At 71.4% G+C, this 18,214-nt stretch carries 16 protein-coding genes; 8 read left to right on the forward strand and 8 right to left on the reverse strand.

What is annotated here, in order from left to right; genetic code table 11:
• Positions 1-6: 6 nt before the first annotated feature.
• From B7K25_RS11710 to B7K25_RS11720, 3 genes are all read right to left on the reverse strand, one after another.
• The gene (locus B7K25_RS11710) at positions 7-654 is read right to left on the reverse strand and encodes a LysE family translocator (protein ID WP_084106253.1); all 648 of its coding nucleotides are present in this window, start codon (positions 652-654) and stop codon (positions 7-9) included.
• Positions 655-727: 73 nt separating this feature from the next.
• Positions 728-1,474, reverse strand: a complete 747-nt coding sequence (locus tag B7K25_RS14000) for a DUF805 domain-containing protein (protein ID WP_084106254.1) — start codon at positions 1,472-1,474, stop codon at positions 728-730.
• Between the two features lies 1 nt (position 1,475).
• The gene (locus B7K25_RS11720) at positions 1,476-1,895 is read right to left on the reverse strand and encodes a DUF805 domain-containing protein (RefSeq protein ID WP_084106255.1); all 420 of its coding nucleotides are present in this window, start codon (positions 1,893-1,895) and stop codon (positions 1,476-1,478) included.
• Between the two features lie 98 nt (positions 1,896-1,993).
• On the opposite strand from B7K25_RS11720, the gene B7K25_RS11725 reads away from it, so the two are divergent.
• Positions 1,994-3,304: an MFS transporter gene (locus B7K25_RS11725; protein WP_084106256.1), complete on the forward strand. Its 1,311-nt coding sequence runs from the start codon at positions 1,994-1,996 to the stop codon at positions 3,302-3,304.
• A 49-nt stretch (positions 3,305-3,353) separates the two neighbouring features.
• Here the strand turns inward: B7K25_RS11725 and B7K25_RS11730 are convergent, their stop codons facing one another.
• Positions 3,354-3,962: a hypothetical protein gene (locus tag B7K25_RS11730; RefSeq protein ID WP_084106257.1), complete on the reverse strand. Its 609-nt coding sequence runs from the start codon at positions 3,960-3,962 to the stop codon at positions 3,354-3,356.
• Positions 3,963-3,971: 9 nt separating this feature from the next.
• On the reverse strand, positions 3,972-5,432 hold the full coding sequence (locus tag B7K25_RS11735) for a CCA tRNA nucleotidyltransferase (protein ID WP_084106258.1): 1,461 nt from the start codon (positions 5,430-5,432) through the stop codon (positions 3,972-3,974).
• A 161-nt stretch (positions 5,433-5,593) separates the two neighbouring features.
• Between B7K25_RS11735 and B7K25_RS11740 the strand changes: the two genes are divergently transcribed.
• The 7 genes from B7K25_RS11740 to B7K25_RS11765 all read left to right on the forward strand — a co-directional run bounded on the left by B7K25_RS11740 (position 5,594) and on the right by B7K25_RS11765 (position 15,146).
• Positions 5,594-6,139 carry an NUDIX hydrolase gene (locus B7K25_RS11740; protein ID WP_084106259.1) on the forward strand — a complete coding sequence of 182 codons (546 nt, stop codon included), beginning with the start codon at positions 5,594-5,596 and terminating at the stop codon, positions 6,137-6,139.
• Positions 6,136-8,229, forward strand: a complete 2,094-nt coding sequence (locus tag B7K25_RS13760) for a DUF6049 family protein (RefSeq protein ID WP_159450200.1) — start codon at positions 6,136-6,138, stop codon at positions 8,227-8,229. Before B7K25_RS11740 ends, B7K25_RS13760 begins: the two co-directional genes overlap by 4 nt.
• Positions 8,222-9,940: a murein biosynthesis integral membrane protein MurJ gene (murJ, locus tag B7K25_RS11745; RefSeq protein WP_159450201.1), complete on the forward strand. Its 1,719-nt coding sequence runs from the start codon at positions 8,222-8,224 to the stop codon at positions 9,938-9,940. The genes B7K25_RS13760 and murJ overlap by 8 nt, the downstream gene beginning before the upstream one ends.
• Positions 9,941-9,974: 34 nt before the next feature.
• Positions 9,975-11,357 carry a hypothetical protein gene (locus tag B7K25_RS11750; RefSeq protein WP_084106261.1) on the forward strand — a complete coding sequence of 461 codons (1,383 nt, stop codon included), beginning with the start codon at positions 9,975-9,977 and terminating at the stop codon, positions 11,355-11,357.
• A gap of 111 nt (positions 11,358-11,468) precedes the next feature.
• A complete protein-coding gene (trxB, locus tag B7K25_RS11755) occupies positions 11,469-12,791 on the forward strand; it encodes a thioredoxin-disulfide reductase (RefSeq protein ID WP_084106262.1) in 1,323 nt (440 codons plus the stop codon).
• A 93-nt stretch (positions 12,792-12,884) separates the two neighbouring features.
• A complete protein-coding gene (locus B7K25_RS11760; RefSeq protein ID WP_084106263.1) occupies positions 12,885-14,186 on the forward strand; it encodes a PLP-dependent aminotransferase family protein in 1,302 nt (433 codons plus the stop codon).
• Positions 14,187-14,339: 153 nt separating this feature from the next.
• Positions 14,340-15,146, forward strand: a complete 807-nt coding sequence (locus B7K25_RS11765; protein ID WP_234988234.1) for an ATP-grasp domain-containing protein — start codon at positions 14,340-14,342, stop codon at positions 15,144-15,146.
• A 141-nt stretch (positions 15,147-15,287) separates the two neighbouring features.
• Here B7K25_RS11765 and B7K25_RS11770 read toward each other — a convergent pair whose 3' ends face one another.
• The 3 genes from B7K25_RS11770 to rsmG all read right to left on the reverse strand — a co-directional run bounded on the left by B7K25_RS11770 (position 15,288) and on the right by rsmG (position 18,210).
• Entirely contained in the window at positions 15,288-16,301 is a 1,014-nt protein-coding gene (locus B7K25_RS11770) for a ParB/RepB/Spo0J family partition protein (RefSeq protein WP_234988236.1), read from the reverse strand.
• Between the two features lie 11 nt (positions 16,302-16,312).
• A complete protein-coding gene (locus tag B7K25_RS11775) occupies positions 16,313-17,176 on the reverse strand; it encodes a ParA family protein (RefSeq protein WP_371328306.1) in 864 nt (287 codons plus the stop codon).
• Between the two features lie 359 nt (positions 17,177-17,535).
• Positions 17,536-18,210: a 16S rRNA (guanine(527)-N(7))-methyltransferase RsmG gene (gene rsmG / locus B7K25_RS11780; RefSeq protein WP_084106267.1), complete on the reverse strand. Its 675-nt coding sequence runs from the start codon at positions 18,208-18,210 to the stop codon at positions 17,536-17,538.
• Positions 18,211-18,214: the final 4 nt, after the last annotated feature.

Below are 18,214 nucleotides of genomic sequence, written 5' to 3' on the forward strand. Positions count from 1 at the left end.
CCGCCGTCAGGCGACGCGCCGGCTCGCGATGAGCGCGACGCCGAGCGCGGCCATCATCGCGCCGCCGGCAGCGCGCACCGACGCGATGCGGCGCGGGGAACGCGCGAACCACCGGCGCGCGCCCGAGGCCGCGAGTGCGTAGGTGCCGTCGCACACGATCGCGATGACGGTGAACACCAGTCCGAGCAAGAGGATCTGCGCCCATGCCGGCCCCGCCGCGGGCTCCACGAACTGCGGCAGCACGGCGGCCACGAAGACCAGCGTCTTGGGGTTCGTCACGCCGACCACGAACGACTCGGCCAGCACGCGACGTGACGAGACCGCGGGAGCCGCGAGCGCATCGGCCGCAAGCACGTCGAGTCCCTCACGGCGGTGCCGCACCGCCTGGACTCCCAGGTAGATCAGGTACAGCCCGCCCGCCATCTTGAGGACGGTGAACGCGACGGCCGAGGCCGCGATGATCGCCCCGACCCCCACCGCGACGAGCACCGCGAAGACCACGAAGCCTCCGGCGTTGCCGACGACGCTGAGGAGCGCCTCGCGGCGGCCGTGCTGGAGGGCGCGGCCGACGATGAACAGGACGCTCGGTCCCGGGATGGCGATGACGACGAACGACAGCGCGGCGAAGGCGAGCAGCGTGTCCCAGTCGATCATGCGCTCAGGCTAGAGCCGTGGGCGAGGTCCCGGGAAGGGGTCGAGCGGGAGCGCGCCTCCTGTGCGGGCGGGTCTACTGCGCGGGCGGGTCGTCGCGTCGAGGCTGGTCCTCGCGCTGTCCGGGGGTCGCCCACACGTCGTCGGAGCTCGCGGGTGCCGAGCCATCGGCAGGCGGCGCGACCGGCGCTTGGTAGCCGGGGTGGCCGCCGGGCGCAGGGTAGGAAGGCGCAGGGTAGGACGGTGCGGCCGGGGGCGCGGGCTGGGCCGGGTTCGTGGGCTGCGCGGGTTGCGCGCCGTAGCCGGGAGCGATCGCGCCGGGCTGCGCGTAGCCGGAAGCGCCATACCCCGGTGCGCCGTACGCGGGAGCCTGCGGGCGCTCGTGCGCCTTCGGGTCCTCGCCCCACCGGTTGGCGCCGCGCTCCGAGTCGAGGAACGCCATGATCAGCGGCACGATGCCGAGACTCGCGAGGTTGAGCCACAGCCAGTGGCCGGTCTGGCCCATGTCGTGCAGTCGACGGGCCCACACGGCGTACGTCGGGATCGCGAGGGCGAGCCACACGACGAACATCAGCACGCCGCCCAGGATGATGAGGCCCCAGCTGATGTCGCCCACCGCGTCCGACGGGACCGAGCCGTCGGGGTTGACCTGCTCGGCGACCGGCACGAAGGCGGCGAACACCAGGACGTAGAAGAGGATCGCGACGGGCAGCGACACGAGCGCGGTGAAGAGGTACCACCACCAGAACTCCGAGCGCCGCGCGCGTCCCGAGAACTCCGCGTACTTGCTGAAGCAGGACTTGGTCGCCGCGCCGAAGCTCATGTCAGGCCTCCGGTCCGCGCTCGAGCTCCTTGGGGTCGGGCCCGTAGCGGTTGGGACCCACCGTGCCGTCGAAGAACGACAGGATGAAGATCACGATCGGCAGGAAGAACAGGAACAGTAGCCACCAGGCCGACTTGTCCTGGTCGTGCAGGCGACGCACCGTCACGGCCCACGTGGGGATCAGCAGGAACAGCGACACCGCCGACGTCAGGCCGATCATGATCCAGCCCGACAGTCGCACGTCCGCCGGATCGAAGGTCCAGCCCTCGTAGGCGTCGCCGAGGGTGACCGCGGTGAACGCGAGCAGCGCGAAGACCACGAGGTAGCCCGTGATGATGAACCACCAGTACTCGCGCCGGCGCGCTCGCTGGTGGAAGTCCGCGTACTGCCCGATCCCCTTGAAGAACCATCCGACTGTCATGCCTGCTCCCTTCCCTGCGGACACCCTATCCGGCGCGAGCCTGCTCGCGGACGCCAACCACCGCATCGGCCCTCCCGCCCCACCCCTAGGCTGTCGCCATGTCCTTCGCGTCCGACCTGCGCCACCTGTGGCACGCGAAGGGCTTCCGACACCTGGCGTACGTGCGGCTGCTGTCGCAGGGCGGCGACGGCATGTTCCAGGTCGGCATCGCCGCGGCGTTCTTCTTCGACCCGACGACGGCGACCACGCCGGAGGCGATCGCGGCCGGCTTCGCGGTGCTGCTCGCCCCGTTCACGATCGTCGGGCCGTTCGTCGGGCCGCTCATCGACCGCTGGCAGCGCCAGCGCATCCTGCTCGTCGGCAACCTCGTGCGGCTCGTGCTCGTGGGCGGGATCCTCGCCCTGCTCGCGCTCGGCGCGCCCCTGTGGACCCTGTACGTCACCGCGCTGCTGACGCTGTCGGTCAACCGCTTCCTGCTGGCCGCGATGACGGCCGGCCTGCCGCGCGTGGTGGCTCCCGAGGACTTGCTCACCGCGAACGCGATCCTGCCGACGCTCGGCACGGTCGCGGCGGCGATCGGCGGCGCGATCGGCGGCGTCGTCACGTTCCTGGCGCCGGACGCCTCCGACGCAGGCCTCGCCAGCGCCGCGCTCGGCTGCTCGGGCCTCGCCTTCGGCCTGTCCTCGTGGGCGACCGTGCTCATCGGCCGTCGCACGCTCGGCCCGGAGAACCCGCTCAAGCGGCTGCGGCTCGTCGCGCAGGTGCGCGAGCTGGGCACCGAGCTCGCCGTCGCGGTGCGCTACCTCCACGCGCGAGTCACGCCGTTCCAGGCGCTCGGCGTCATGGCGGCGCAGCGGCTGCTCTACGGGATTATGTTCGTCGCTTCCATCCTCATCTCGCGCGAGGTGCTCGGCGACCCGGACAAGCCCGAGGAGGCCCTGGGTCGGTTCACGATCGTGGTGGGCTTCGCCGCCGTGGGCTTCGGCCTCGCGGCCGTCCTGACGCCGGTGTTCAAGGAGCGGTTCTCCCGCCACTCGTGGATCGTGCTGTGCCTGTGCGTCGGCGCGGCAGGCCAGGCGCTGCTCGCGATCTCCGCCGAGCCCTGGGCGCTCCTCGGCGCCGCCGTCGTGGTGTCGTTCGCCGTGCAGGGCGGCAAGATCGCCGTCGACACCATCGTGCAGCGCGACACGGAGGACCACGTGCGGGGCCGGGCATTCACGCTCTACGACATGGCGTACAACGTGGCGTTCATCTCGAGCGCCGTGATCGGCGGGCTGCTGCTGCCCGACGACGGCTACTCGCGTCCGCTCATGGCCTCGCTCGTCGTCGTGTACCTGCTGGTGGCCGCGGTGTTCTCCCGTGCCCCTCGCGTGCCGTCCCCGGCGCCCGCGTCTCCCTCCTCTCGGTAGGAAGGGTGCGCGGCTCGCCGCGCCTATACGTGCGGCCTGGTCGGGCAGATCAGTCCTCGACGAGCCCCTGGGGACGCGAACCGCGCGACGGGTTGCCGTCCACGGCGGTCACGGGCGCCGATGCGCGCGCGGCGTCGCGCGCCCGTCCCGTGGGGCCGGCGAGGGCGGCGTTGGCGAGCGACCCGAGCCCGACCACGGCGGTCAGTGCGGCGAACCCCCACTCGCCGCGCAGCGCGGCCAGGACGGCCGCGAGCAGCACCAGGCCGCCGGGCACGGCGGCGAGTCCCACGAGCGATCCGCTCGCGGCGCCCCGCATGATCCGGTGTGCCTTGACGATGAGGAGGACCGCAAAGGCGATCCCCGCGAGGCCGGCCACCGTGATCGCGACCGCGCCCCACAGCCGCGCGCTCTCGGCGCCACCGGGCGCATCGAGCGCCTCCACGGTGAGCGCGACGCCCACGAGCATCAGGGCGCCGGCGGCGAGCGCGCCGGCGCTCGCCGCCACCCAGGTCACGGGCAGCACGGGGTAGGCGCGGATCACACCGTGTCGCCGCGAGGGCATGGCAGCTCCCGCCAAGGCCCACAGCAAGGCGACGGCGCAGGCGAGCACGGCCGCGATGATGCCGGCGACGACCGGGATGGCGACGATGGTGAGCACGGGCTCACGCTACGCGCCTTGGCCCTCCCACCACGCGACGAGCTCCTCGCGCGCGCGCTCGGGAGACAGTGGACCGTGCTCCATGCGCAGCTCGAGCATGTGCTTGTACGCCATGCCGACCTCGCGCCCGGGGCCGATCCCAAGGATCTGCATGATCTCGTTGCCGTCGAGGTCGGGACGGATCGCGTCGATCTCCTCCTTCTCGCGCAGCTCGGCGATGCGCTGCTCGAGGTCGTCGTACGCGAAGGACAGGCGGTCGGCGCGGCGGCGGTTGCGGGTCGTGACGTCCGCGCGGGTGAGCCGGTGGAGCCGCTCGAGCTGGTCGCCCGCGTCGGTGACGTAGCGGCGCACGGCGGAGTCCGACCACCGCGCGTCCACGTAGCCGTGGAAGCGGAGGTGCAGCTCGACCAGGTGCGTGACCGCGGCGATGGTGTCCTTGTCGAACCGCAGCTCCTTCATGCGGCGCCGCGTCATCTTCGCCCCCACCACCTCGTGGTGATGGAAGGAGACGCCCCCGCCCGGCTCGTGGCGCTTGGTGGGCGGCTTGCCGATGTCGTGGAGCAGCGCGGCGAGCCGCAGCACGAGGTCCGGGCCGGGCACGGCGCCGTCCGGCGCGGTCTCGAGGTCGATCGCCTGCTCCACCACGGTCAGGGTGTGCTCGTAGACGTCCTTGTGGTGGTGGTGCTCGTCGACCTCGAGCTTGAGCGCGGGCAGCTCGGGCAGCACGTGCGCGGCGATGCCGGAGTCGACCAGCGCGCCGAGGCCCACGCGGGGCGACGACCCGAGCATGAGCTTGCACAGCTCGTCGCGAACCCGTTCGGCGGACACGATCGTGATGCGGTCGGCGAGCCGGGACATCGCGGAGAACGTCGCCGGCTCGATCTCGAAGCCCAGCTGCGAGGCGAACCGCGCCGCGCGCATCATCCGCAGCGGGTCGTCGCCGAAGGACACCTCGGGCTCGACGGGGGTGCGCAGCAGCCCGCCCGCGAGGTCCGCGAGGCCGCCGTGCAGGTCGACGAACTCGCGCGCCGGCAGTCGCACCGCCATGGCGTTGATGGTGAAGTCGCGCCGCGCGAGGTCGCCGTCGAGCGAGGTGCCGAACGCGACCACCGGCTTGCGGGTCACGCCGTCGTACTCGTCCGCGCGATACGTCGTGATCTCGACGACCAGGTCTCCCCGACGCCCGCCGATGGTCCCGAACTCGCGGCCCATGTCCCAGGTGGAGCGCGTCCACTGCCGCAGCAGGCGCTCCGTCTCGTCCGGCTTGGCCGAGGTCGCGAAGTCGAGGTCGGAGCTCGAACGGCCCAGGAACGCGTCGCGCACGGGGCCGCCGACGAGCGCGATCTCGTGCCCGGCGGCCGAGAACGACTCGGCCAGCTCGATGATCTCGGGCGGGAGCGCGTTCCACAGCAGCTCAGCACGCTGCCGCAGCACGTCGATGGGGGGAGGGGTGTCACTCACGCCCACCATCGTCCCAGATCACCTGCGCGCCGCCCGGACGGCGAGCTCCCTCCTCCACACCGCGCTCCGGAGGCGAAGCGCGCAGAGGACGTTCCTCCAGGAGGTGGGGATAGGCAGAGGGCGGGGCGCCGCTGCCCGGGCCCGCGTCACCGGCTCGTTAGAGTGAGCGCATGTCTCGTCCGTCCGATCCGCGCCCGTCGGCCACCCCCCGGCCGCCCGCGGGTCACGCGCTGCGGCAACGGCGCGAGGCAGCGGCACGGCGCGCCGCGCAGCTTCCCGTCTCGAACGAGACCTCGGCCGGGGGCATCGCCATCCGCGTGGAGAACGGCGTCGCGTTCGCGGCGTGCATCGGACGGCGCAACAGGGCCGGCCGCCTCGAGTGGTGCCTGCCCAAGGGTCACATCGAGGGCGACGAGACCCCGGAGGAGGCGGCGATCCGCGAGGTCGCCGAGGAGACCGGGATCGATGCGGAGATCCTGCGGCCCATCGGCATCATCGACTACTGGTTCACGGGGGACGACCGTCGCGTGCACAAGGTGGTCCATCACTTCCTCATGGAGGCGAAGGGCGGCACCATCACCACCGAGAACGACCCCGACCAGGAGGCCGAGGTCGCGGAGTGGATCCCCGTGAGCGACCTCGGCTCGCGGCTCGCGTTCCCGAACGAGCGCAAGATGGCCTACGTCGCCGCCGAGCTGCTCGCGATCGCGACGTGAGGCGCACGCTCGCGGCGACCGCCCTGGTCGCCGCCATGACGCTCGCGCCCGCGGGCGCTGGATGGTCCGTGCTCGCCGCCGAGGAGGACGGACCCGTCTCGGCGACCGTCGAGGGGTTCGGCCCTGAGGTCCTCTCCCCGGGCCAGTCGCTGTCCGCGGCGGTCACCATCACGAACGCCGCGACCACTCCCGCCACCGACATCTGGGTGGAGATGTGGGTGACGACGGGGCCCCTCAGCAGCGCCGATGCGCTCGGGGACTTCCTCGACAACCCTCACGAGACGTCGTTGCGGGAGGCGGTGCAGGTTCCGGAGCAGCCCGAGCCGGTCGAGGTCGACGAGGAGGCGGACGAGGAGGTCGAGCCCGAGGAGCCCGAGGGCGCATCCATCGTCGGCCGTGGCTCGCTGTCCGTGAGCGTCTCGGCGACGGACGCCGACCTGGGCCTTCCGGCCGACGCCTGGGGCGTCTACGGGCTCGTGATCCAGCTGCGCGCGGGCGACACCATCATCCCGGTGGATGCGCTGCCCGTGACGTGGACCGACGCCGAGGTGCCCGAGCTGGAGCTCGCGGTTCTCGCGCAGGCCACCGGGTCGGACGCCCGCATGGAGGCGGTGCTGGGCGCGTCCGCGATCGAGGGAGTCGCCGTCGCGCTCGACCCGAGCCTCGTGACCAATGCCTTGGTGTTCGACCAGGACCTACTCGAGCGCGAGGTCCTGCCCGTGCCGGCGGGCACGCCCGACGTGACGTCGCTCGCGCACGCCGCCGACGAGCAGATCCTCGCCCAGGCCCTGGCGACCCCGCCCGGGACGACGCTCGGCGGCGTCGACCGGAACGCGTGGATCGCGACGCCCGCCGCCATCGATGCCTTGAGCGTCGGCTACGCCGCGGCCAACGGAGCCGCGGCCTCGATCGCCCTCGCGACCGCCGACGGCCATGCCGAGGCCGCTGAGGGCGGCACGGTGCGCAGCGTCGACGGTGCCACCGTGCTGGTCGCGGACGCCACGCTGAGCTCGACCCTCGAGTCCTACCGACCCGGCACCCCGGCCGCGCGTGCCGTCCTCGTCGCGTACTCGGCGCTCGCGGCGGATGCGGCCGACGGCGAGCCCCTGCTGGTCGCGCCGGGAACGCTGTGGCAGCTGGGTGTCGGCGGGGTGTCCCAGCCGCTCGAGGCCCTCGTCGACGCGCCCTGGACCACGGTCGTGCCGGTCGCCGACCTCATGGGCGCCGACGGCGAGGCGCTCGAGCTCGAGGGGACCCGCGCCACGGAGCAGGATCTGCCGGCGGCGGACATCGAGCAGCTGGGCGACGCGATCGACAGCCTCCGGACCCTCGCGACCACCACCGACCGTCCGGATGCCGCCCTCGCCGACTGGGCCGACCCCGTCGTCCGGGCCGTGCCGCAGGCGATGCGCGACCTGCCCACCGCCCGCGGCGAGCTCGTGAGCGAGGCGCTCACGGCGACGGACGAGACCCTCGCGGGCGTGCGGATCGCGGAGAGCTCAGACCTCAACCTGCTCGCGAACGAGGGAGACATCCCCGTCACGATCGTCAACGAGCTGGACTGGCCCGTGACGGTGACGGTGGACCTGCGCAGCCTGTCGCCCAGCCTCAACGTCCAGGACCGCCCCGTGGTCACCATCCCCGCGCAGCAGGAGCTCGTCGCGCCGGTGACCGTCGAGGCCGTGTCCTCGGGCAACGTCGGCGTGACCGTCATCCTGCGCACCTCGACGGGCGTCGCGGTCTCCGACGCGCAGTCCTTCGACGTGCGCATCCGTGCGGACTGGGGAACCGCGGCCACGGCCGTGTTCTCCGTGCTGCTGGTGCTGCTGCTCATCGCCGGCCTCATCCGCACCGTGCGCCGCGGCCGCAAGGACACCCGCACGAGCCCCCAGCCCGCGCCGGCGACCGCGCCCAGCTCGCTGGACGAGCCGGACGGGTCGGACGGGTCGGATGACGAGCCACGGCCCGACGAACCACAGCCCGACGAACCACAGCCCGGCGAGGACTCGGAGGACGGATCCGTCCGGGAGGCCGATGCGCCCGCTGGGACCCCGCCCCCGTCACCTCGCCGCGCGGACGCCGATGAGTGACCCCAGCCTCCCGGAGGACGCGGCGGGCGAGGACGCCATGAGCGAGGCGCGCGACGACAGGACGCTCGCGGGCAGGCGGCGGCGCTCGCTCGGCCGGTCGACCGCGGTGATGGCGGCCGGCACAGCGACGTCTCGCATCCTCGGCGTGGTCCGCGGCGCCCTGCTGGCCGCGGCGATCGGCGTCAACGCGCCGGCGGCGAACGCGTACGACATCGCCAACAAGCTCCCCAACGCGATGTTCGCGATCCTCGCCGCAGGCGTCCTGAACGCGGCTCTCGTGCCGCAGATCGTCAAGGCGTTCCACCGCCACGGCGGCGAGCGCACGGTGCACCGGATCCTCACGATCGGCGGCGTGGTCACGCTCGTCGCGACGGTCGTGTTCACGCTCACGGCACAGGTGTGGGTGAACCTCTACACCCACGACTGGGACCCAGAGATGATCGCGCTCGCCACCGCGTTCGCGTACTGGTGCATCCCGCAGCTGTTCTTCTACGGGCTCTACACGCTGCTCGGCGGGGTGCTCAACGCGCGTGAGCAGTTCGGCCCGTTCATGTGGGCGCCGGTGCTCAACAACGTCGTCGCGATCGTGGGCCTCGTCGCGTACCTGCTGATCTTCAACCCCTTCGACGAGAACGACATCCTGGGACCGTCCGAGTGGACGCCGGAGATGATCGCGATGATCGGCGGGTTCGCGACGCTCGGCGTCGCCGCGCAGGCGGTCATCCTCATCATCCCGATGGTGCGCGGCGGCTACCACTACCGCTGGCGCTGGCGCGGGCCCAAGGGCGAGCTCACCACCATCGGGCGCATCGCGAGCTGGGCGCTCGGCGCGGTGCTGATCGAGCAGGTGGCGGTCATCGCCGCGACGCGCGTCGCGTCGGCGGCCAACCCGGACGGCACCGCCACCGACATCGCGGGAAACGCCGCCTACTTCTACGCGATGTCGCTGTACCTGGTGCCGCACTCGCTCGTCACGGTGTCGATCGCGACCGCTCTGTTCACCTCCATGGCTCGCCACGCGACCAAGGACGACGTGGACGGCCTGCGCGCCGACCTGTCGAAGGGGCTGCGCAACGTCGGCGTGTTCACCGTGTTCGCGACCATCGCGATGATCGTGCTCGCCCCCTACCTGGTGCGGCTGGTGCTGCCGAGCGTGTCGACCGACGAGGTCACCTCCGTCGCCCAGGTGATGATCGCGATGACGCTGGGCCTCGTCCCCCTCGGCGGCACCGTGCTGTTCAAACGCATGTACTTCGTGCTCGAGGATGCGAAGTCGATCTTCTACATGCACATCCCCATGGCGATCGCGTGGATCGCCATCGCCTACGCCGCGATGGCGCTCACCGAGCCGCAGTGGTGGACCGTGGGCGTGGGCCTCGGACTGGCCGCATCCAACTGGGTGGGGCTCCTCCTGCGAGCCGGCGGCCTGCGCCGCCGCCTGCACGGGCTCGACGGCCGGCGCGTCATGACCGTCCACCTCAAGTCGCTCGTCGCGGCCCTGGTCGCGGGCGGCGTGGGCTGGGTCGGGCTGCGCTTCGCGCCCAGCGTCGGCGAGCTCTCAGGAACCTCGGGCATGGCCACCGCAGCGGTCGTCGTGGTGATCGGCGGGATCCTCATGACGGCCGTCTACGCCGGCGGGCTCGTGCTGTTGCGGGTCCAGGAGGCGAAGGACGCGGCGCGGCCCCTGCTGCGACGCCTCGGCCGCGGTTAACATGGGTCTCCGGAACGACGACAAGGGGTAGAAGGTGCAGGCAGGAGCGACGCTGGGTCGCCGCTTCACCGTGGTCCGCACCGTCGCGCACGACCTGCCCGGAGTCGAGCGCTGGGTCGCCCAGGACGCGCGCCGCGCCGTCGAGGTCAACCTCGACGTGCTCACGTCGCTCGCGCCCAGCGCGGTGCGCCGTGCCGCGGTGCGCGCCGCCCAAGTGCGCGACGCCCGCTTCGCGCGGGTGATCGCCTCGGGGCGCGAGGTCGTCGATGGCGAGCGCGTCACGTACGTGGTGACCGAACGCCCCCGGGGAGTCGACGTCGGCGCGCTCGCCGGCGAGCGCATCGTCCCTCCGGGCGTGACGGCGAGCATCGTCGGCGAGGCCGCCCGCGCCCTCCAGGTCGCGTCGGCCCAGGGCATCCATCACGGCTACCTCCGGCCCGCGTGCCTGACGGTGACGGACGCCGGCCGCGTGGTCGTCGCGGGCCTCGACGCCGACGGCGAGCTCGCCACGCAGGCGAGCCTCGGGCGCGGCTCGACCGAGCAGGCCGACGCGGCCGCGCTCGGCCGCATCCTGCTGGCCCTCATCACCGGCATGGACCCCGCCCAGGTCACGATCGGCGACCTCCCGGCCGGATTGCCGCTCGCGATGGCGGACCTCGCCCGTGCGGCGGTGGCCGGGACCGGCCCGTCCACGCTCGGACAGGTCGCCGATGCGCTCGGGCCGGCCGACGTCGCCGGCCTGCGCCGCCTGCGCGGCACCGTGGGCGCGCTCACCGAGGTGGAGCACGAGGAGCCGCCGCGCTCCTCCGCCGTCGCCATCGGCTCGGGGACCCTCGCGGCCGCGGAGCGCGAGGCGGCCGCCGCCGTCTCCGCCGGGATCGCCGACGCGGTGGTCGCCTACGAGATCGCGGAGGATCACATCGACACGACGGCGATGACCGTCGCGCCCTCCGAGCCGAGCGCTGGGGGACACCGCCGCGACCCCCGCGCGCAGTACGCGACGCCCGAGGAGGCGGCTCAGTTCTCGAAGCGCACCCGCAAGGCCGTCGAGCGCACGCGGGACCAGCCGCTCGGGCTCGACACCTTCGAGGACATCAACGACGAGCAGAACGCCGGCGACGATCGCTCGCTGTGGCAGGCGATGCTCGAGTTCACGCAGCGCCACGTCCCGGAGAACGCGCCTCTCGACGCTGCCGTCGAGCGCGCCCGTGAGCGCGCGGGTCGATCCGGACCCATCAACTCTGGTCCCCTGCTCGTCGGACTCGTGCTCACGGGACTGGTGATCATCGGCTTCGTGGCCTACGAGAACCTCATCGCGCCGTTCGACCCGGGCGACCAGGTGCGGGAGGACCCGGTGCCGGACTACCCATCCTTCACGTACAGCCCGGAGCCGCTGCCGAGCCCATCCGCGGAGTAGGGGTTCACCGAACGCTCATCAGGGCACGTTGGTCTCGGGAAGATCCACCCCCTACCATCTGTTACGCATGCGGGCGCGCTGAGCGCCCGTCACCGACGTGAAGGAAGCACCGTGAGCGACACTCGCACCCTCATCATCGTGGGCTCCGGCCCGGCCGGCTACACCGCCGCGATCTACGCCGCGCGCGCCGGCCTCAAGCCCCTCGTGGTCGCCGGCTCGATCACCGCGGGCGGCGCGCTCATGAACACCACCGAGGTCGAGAACTTCCCCGGCTTCGTCGAGGGCATCCAGGGCCCCGAGCTCATGGAGACCCTCCAGGGACAGGCCGAGCGCTTCGGCGCCGAGATCCTCTTCGACGACGTCACCGAGCTGTCGCTCGAGGGCGACGTCAAGACCGTGACGACCGGCATGGGCAAGACCTTCGAGTCGAGGGCCGTCATTCTCGCGACCGGCTCCGCGTACCGCGAGCTGGGCCTCGAGGACGAGAAGCGCCTGTCCGGCAAGGGCGTGTCCTGGTGCGCGACGTGCGATGGCTTCTTCTTCCGCGACCAGGAGGTCGTCGTGGTCGGCGGCGGCGACTCCGCGATGGAGGAGGCGACGTTCCTCACGCGCTTCGCGTCGAAGGTCACCGTGGTCCACCGCCGCGACGAGCTGCGCGCCTCGAAGATCATGGCGGACCGCGCCAAGAACGACCCCAAGATCGAGTTCGCGTGGAACTCCGAGGTCGCGGGCCTCGACGGCGACGACAAGCTGGCGGGCGTCCGCCTGCGGGACGTCAACACCGGCGAGGAGCGCGTCGTCCCTGCTACGGGCCTGTTCGTGGCCATCGGTCACATCCCCCGGTCGGAGCTCGTGACGGGTGTCGTCGACACCGACGCCGAGGGCTACGTGCTGGTCTCGGGCCGCACCACGGCGACCAACGTCGACGGCGTCTTCGCCTGCGGCGACCTGGTCGACAACCGCTACCGCCAGGCGATCACCGCGGCGGGCTCCGGCTGTGCCGCCGCGCTCGACGCCCAGCACTTCCTCGACGGGCTCGCCGACGCGGAGGCAGCCGACACCGTCGCGACCGAGACGGTCGTCGAGGAGGCGCCTGCCGCATCGGCCCCGTCGACGCCCGTCGCCGCGACCGAGGACTCGTTCCAGGACGAGGTCATCAAGTCCGACATCCCCGTGGTCGTCGACTTCTGGGCCACCTGGTGCGGCCCGTGCCGCGCGGTCGCTCCGCTGCTCGACGAGCTCGCGGAGGAGTACGCCGGCAAGCTCAAGGTCGTGAAGGTCGACACCGACGCCAACCCGCAGCTGGCCGCCGCGTACGGCGTCACCTCGATCCCGACGATGAACTTCTACAAGGGCGGCGAGGTCGTGAAGTCCGTCGTAGGCGCGAAGCCCAAGCCCGCCCTCGCGGCGCTGTTCGACGAGGTCATCGCCTAGTCACGCTCGCGCTTCACGAAGGGGCCGGTGACACCACAGGTGGCACCGGCCTCTTCGCCTTTCTGCACCGCCGATCATGGGAGACTGGCCCGCATGAGCACCCCCGAGCGCCCCGGCACGCGACTGGACCCCTGGTTCGACTCGTACGCCGCACGAGCTCACGCGATGCGCGCCTCGGAGATCCGTGCCCTGTTCTCGGTCGCCAACCGCCCCGAGGTGGTCTCTCTCGCGGGAGGCATGCCCTACATCGGCGGCCTGCCGCTCGAAGAGCTCGCAGAGATGACCAAGCGTCTCGTGCTGGAGCAGGGTGAGGTCGCGCTCCAGTACGGCTCAGGGCAGGGAGACGAGGGGCTCCGCGAGCACATCACCCAGGTGATGGCGCTCGAGGGCATCAGCGCCCATCCGGACGATGTGGTCGTCACCACCGGCTCGCAGCAGGCCCTCGACCTGGTCACCAAGATCTTCATCGACCCCGGCGACGTGATCGTCGCCGAGGCACCCTCCTACGTCGGCGCGCTCGGCGTCTTCCGCGCGCACGAGGCCGAGGTGGTGCACGTGCCCATGGATGCCGACGGACTGGTGCCGAGCGAGCTGGACGCCACCCTCACGCGCCTGCGCGCCGAGGGCCGGCGCGTGAAGTTCCTCTACACCGTGCCCAACTTCCACAACCCCGGGGGAGTGACGCTGTCGCTCGAGCGCCGCCCGCAGGTGGTCGAGATCTGCCAGCGTCACGGAGTTCTGATCCTCGAGGACAACCCCTATGGCCTGCTCGGCTTCGACTCCGAGCCGCTGCCCGCGATGCGGTCTCTCAGTCCCGAAGGCGTGATCTACCTGGGATCATTCTCGAAGACGTTCGCCCCGGGCTACCGCGTGGGGTGGGCCGTCGCTCCTCACGCCGTGCGCGAGAAGCTGGTGCTCGCGTCCGAGGCGGCGATCCTGTGCCCGTCCAACGCCTCGCAGCTCGCGATCCGCACCTACCTGGATCACGCGGACTGGAAGGGTCAGATCAAGAAGTTCCAGGAGCAGTACCGGGAGCGCCGCGACGCCATGATCTCGGCGCTCGAGGAGCACATCCCCGACGCGTCGTGGAACGTGCCCGAGGGAGGCTTCTACGTGTGGGTGCGGCTGCCCGAGGGGCTCGACTCCAAGTCGATGCTCCCGCGGGCCATCACGGCCCGCGTCGCCTACGTGGCGGGCACCGCCTTCTACATGGACGGCTCCGGCTCGACCCACATGCGGTTGTCGTACTGCTACCCGACGCCCGAGCGCATCCGCGAGGGCGTACGGCGACTCGCCGGCGTGGTCGACGCCGAGCTCGAGGCCGTCAGCATCTTCGGCCGCGAGTACCGCCCCGGTGGCGGCACCGTCGACTTCCCGTCTCCCGACCTGGCGTGACGGAGCGCCACCAACGCTTGGAGGACTGACATGGACGTGATGATCCTGGCCGGCGGACTCTCGCACGAGCGGGACGTGTCCGTGCGGTCTGGGCGGCGCGTCGCGGAGGAGCTCCGCGACCGCGGCTTGAAGGTTTCGATTCATGACGTTGACATGAACTTGATTCCCGCTTTGCACGCGAGCCCCGATGCGGTGGTGTGGCCCTTGCTGCACGGCGCGTCGGGCGAGGATGGCTCGCTCCAGGCCCTGCTGGAGCTCGCCGGGTCGCGCTACGTGGGCACGCGCTCCAAGGAGGCGCGCGTCGCGTGGGTGAAGTCGGTCGCGAAGGCCGTCTACGGCCGCGACGGCATCGCGACGCCCGAGTACGTCACGCTGCCGCAGTCCCTGTTCCGTGAGGTCGGTGCCGAACAGGTGCTCGACGCGATCGTCGAGCGCTTCGGCCTTCCCGTCGTCGTCAAGCCCGCGCGTGGAGGCTCGGCCCTCGGCGTCTCGCTCGTCACCGAGCGAGCCGACATGGCTCGGGCGATGGTGCACTGCTTCGCCTACGGGGACACCGCGCTGATCGAGAAGGCGATCGACGGCGTCGAGGTGGCCGTGTCCGTCCTCGGCACGGGCGACGAGGCTCACGCGCTCGCTCCCGTCGAGATCGTCTGCGACGGTCCCTACGACTACGACGCTCGCTACAACCCCGGGCGCGTCGAGTACTTCACGCCGGCCCGTTTGGACGAGGCGTCGACCTCCGCCGTGACCGAGGCTGCCGTCGGAGTCCACCGACGCCTGGGCCTACGCGACCTGTCGCGGATCGACATCATCCTCGATGCCGCGGGCGACGCATACGTCCTCGACGTCAACATCGCCCCCGGCCTGACCGAGACGTCCCTGTTCCCGCAGGCCGCCGTCGCAGGGGGAGAGGACCTCGGCGCGCTGTACGAGCGCATCGTCAAGAGCGCCACGCGCTAGGGCATCGTTCCAGGTAGACGGCCGTTCTGCGGGTCAGAGTGTCTGTGGGTCTGTGGCTCTGTGAGCCGTGGTCGAGGGCGAGAGCTACCGACGCGCCGCGCGGATCTGAGGCCGTCCGGCGGGCGCGGGGTTCGCGCGAGGCTACGGCTGCAGCACACCCGGATCGTTCGGGTCGATGATCCCGACGATGCGGTTGAGGTCCTCGACGGAGGCGAACTCGATGGTCACCTTGCCGCGCGCACGACCGAGCTGAACCTTCACCCGAGTGTCGAAGTGGTCGCCCAGGCGCGAGCCAAGCTCGTCGAGCGCAGCCGTCCGTCCACCCGCTCGGATGGTGCCGGTGGTGGGCTTCTTCGGCCCGTCGACCCCGAGCGTCACGGCCTCCTCCGTGGCGCGCACGGACAGGCCCTCGGCCACGATGCGCTGCGCGAGCACCTCCATGTCGGCCGCGTTCTCCAGGCCAAGCAGCGCGCGAGCGTGTCCCGCGCTGAGCACTCCGGCGGCCACGCGCTTCTGGACGGGTGCCGGCAGCCGGAGGAGCCGGAGGGTGTTCGAGATCTGGGGGCGCGAACGGCTGATCCGCTCAGCGAGCTGCTCGTGCGTGATGCCGAAGTCCTCGAGGAGCTGCTGGTAGGCGGCGGCCTCCTCAAGAGGATTGAGCTGCGAGCGATGCAGATTCTCGACGAGCGCATCGCGCAGCATGTCCGTGTCGTCGGTGTCACGGACGATCGCCGGGATCTGGGCGAGTCCGGCCTCCTTCGACGCGCGCAGACGACGCTCGCCCATGATGAGCTCGTAGCCATCACCGCCGGGGTGGGGGCGGACCACGATGGGCTGGAGGACACCGATCTCCTTGATCGAGCCGACGAGCTCGGCCAGGGCCTCGGGATCGAAGACGTCGCGGGGCTGTCGAGGGTTGGGCGTCACCGCGTGGGGGTCGATGCTGACGAAGCGCGCTCCCGGCACAGGCACCAGCTCGACGTCGTCGCGTGGCTCTGAGCCAGCGAAGAAGACGTCCCGCGGTCGTGCGCGGTCCGCCGTGGCCACCGCCATGCCGGCGTCCATCGCCGAGGGCGCCGTGGAGTCCTGGTCCTCGGGCTCGCTAGGGATAAGCGCTCCGAGACCCCTGCCGAGTCCTCGCTTGGGCTTGCTCACTGGCGTTCTCCTTATGCCGCTGTCGCTGCGCCGCGCACGGCGATCTCGCGAGCGACCGCTGTGTAGGCCACGGCGCCGCTCGAGTGGGGATCATGGGTGATGACGGTCTGGCCGTGCGACGGTGCCTCGGAGACCCTCACGCTACGAGGAATGGTCTGCTCGAGCGTCTGCTGCGGGAAATGCGCCCGCACCTCGCTTGCCACCTCGCGCGCGAGGTTCGTGCGGCCGTCGAACATCGTGAGCACGATGGTCGAGACATCGAGGTCACGGTTGAGGTGCTTGCGCACCATCTCGACCGTCTTGATGAGCTGCGTCAGTCCCTCCAACGCGTAGTACTCGCACTGGATCGGGATGAGGATCTCTTGGGCGACCACCATCGCATTGAGCGTCAGGAGACCCAGGCTGGGCGGGCAGTCGATGAAGACGTAATCGAGCTGCTTGCCCGGGCCCTCCAGGAGCTCGTGCAGCGCGTCGTGGAGGCGAAACTCGCGGCGCACCACGGAGACCATCTCGATGTCCGCGCCGGCAAGATCGATCGTCGCGGGGATGCACCAGAGCGTCGGGATGTCGGGGCACCTCTGCGCCACCTTCGCCATCGGGGTGTCATCGAGCAGCACGTCATAGATGGAGGGCGTTCCCGAGCGGTGGTCCACCCCGAGGGCCGTCGACGCGTTGCCCTGCGGGTCGGAGTCGATCACGAGGACGTTCGCTCCGCGCTTCGCAAGCGCCGCGGCGATGTTCACCGTCGTGGTCGTCTTGCCCACGCCGCCCTTCTGGTTCGACACGGCGAACACGCGCGTCGCCGCGGGGCGCGGGAAGTCGGACTCGGCGAGCTCGCGACGCAGCCGCTCGGTAGCAATCAACTCGTTCGCCAAGGGGCTCCCTTCGTCATCGCCGAGACCGTCGTACGCGTCGGATGTTTCACGTGAAACGGGGGCCGACAGGGCGTCCATCGGTGGGACCGCAGATCGCTGAGACGGCGCGGGCGATGCCGGGGCAGACGTTGCGGCCGGGCCCTGATCCGTCGTCTCGCTCACTCATCGTCCTTCCATGTTTCACGTGAAACGGTCGGCCGCTGAGCGGCACTCCGCACGACTCTACCGCGTCGCGCGCTGTCGATCCCTCTGTGGACAACCGTGGTGGACAACGCCCCTTTCCCGCATAAATCGGCTGTGGATAAGGGTGGGGAGAAAACGGACACATCAAACTCCGCGCGCGGCGCGGGTCCCGCCGGCTACGCGCTGCGGATGAGGCGCACGACGGTGGTGGGCTCGAGTCCATCGAGTGTCGGCGCGCTCTGCACGGTCCCCGTCAGACCGAAGCGCCGCAGCACATACTTGGCGCGCTCAAGCTCGTCGGGGGCCGAGCGACCCTTGAGAAGCGTCATCTCTCCCCGGGCGCTCAAGAGGGGAGCGCTCCACTTCACCAGCTTGTCGATCGAGGCCACCGCGCGCGCCGTGATGACGTCCGCCTCGACGACCTCGCGCACCTCCTCCGCGCGGCCCCTCACGACCGACACGTTGTCGATGCCGCACCGCTCGCATGCCTCGAACAGCCACGTGGTGCGTCGCTCCATCGGCTCGACCAGCACCACTCGGCGCTCGGGGAGCATGGCGGCGATCACCACGCCCGGCAGGCCCGCGCCCGATCCGATGTCGACGATCGTGCCGTCGCCCAGGAAGGGAACCACCGCAGCCGAGTTCAGGATGTGCCGCTCCCACAGGCGCGGCACCTCACGCGGGCCGATCAACCCGCGCAGTACTCCCTGGTCGGCTAGGAGCTCCGCGAAGGCGGCGACGCGCTCATAGGAGTCTCCGAAGTACGCACGCAACTCGGGGGTGCCGTGAAGCGGGTCATCGGAGATGGTCGACGTCTCGCCGCCACCCTCTGCTCCCACGACCTCATCCATGGCG

The sequence above is a fragment of the Demequina sp. NBRC 110056 genome, from assembly GCF_002090155.1.
GTDB lineage: Bacteria > Actinomycetota > Actinomycetes > Actinomycetales > Demequinaceae > Demequina.

Bases quoted from the DNA above. Each gene is read 5' to 3' on its own strand.
- rsmG (WP_084106267.1), bottom strand. From the start codon at position 18,210: ATGGATGAGGTCGTGGGAGCAGAGGGTGGCGGCGAGACGTCGACCATC.
- B7K25_RS11765 (WP_234988234.1), top strand. From the start codon at position 14,340: ATGAACTTGATTCCCGCTTTGCACGCGAGCCCCGATGCGGTGGTGTGG.
- B7K25_RS11710 (WP_084106253.1), bottom strand. From the start codon at position 654: ATGATCGACTGGGACACGCTGCTCGCCTTCGCCGCGCTGTCGTTCGTC.
- B7K25_RS11725 (WP_084106256.1), top strand. From the start codon at position 1,994: ATGTCCTTCGCGTCCGACCTGCGCCACCTGTGGCACGCGAAGGGCTTC.
- murJ (WP_159450201.1), top strand. From the start codon at position 8,222: ATGAGTGACCCCAGCCTCCCGGAGGACGCGGCGGGCGAGGACGCCATG.
- B7K25_RS14000 (WP_084106254.1), bottom strand. From the start codon at position 1,474: ATGAGCTTCGGCGCGGCGACCAAGTCCTGCTTCAGCAAGTACGCGGAG.
- B7K25_RS11760 (WP_084106263.1), top strand. From the start codon at position 12,885: ATGAGCACCCCCGAGCGCCCCGGCACGCGACTGGACCCCTGGTTCGAC.
- B7K25_RS11740 (WP_084106259.1), top strand. From the start codon at position 5,594: ATGTCTCGTCCGTCCGATCCGCGCCCGTCGGCCACCCCCCGGCCGCCC.
- B7K25_RS11735 (WP_084106258.1), bottom strand. From the start codon at position 5,432: ATGGTGGGCGTGAGTGACACCCCTCCCCCCATCGACGTGCTGCGGCAG.
- B7K25_RS11720 (WP_084106255.1), bottom strand. From the start codon at position 1,895: ATGACAGTCGGATGGTTCTTCAAGGGGATCGGGCAGTACGCGGACTTC.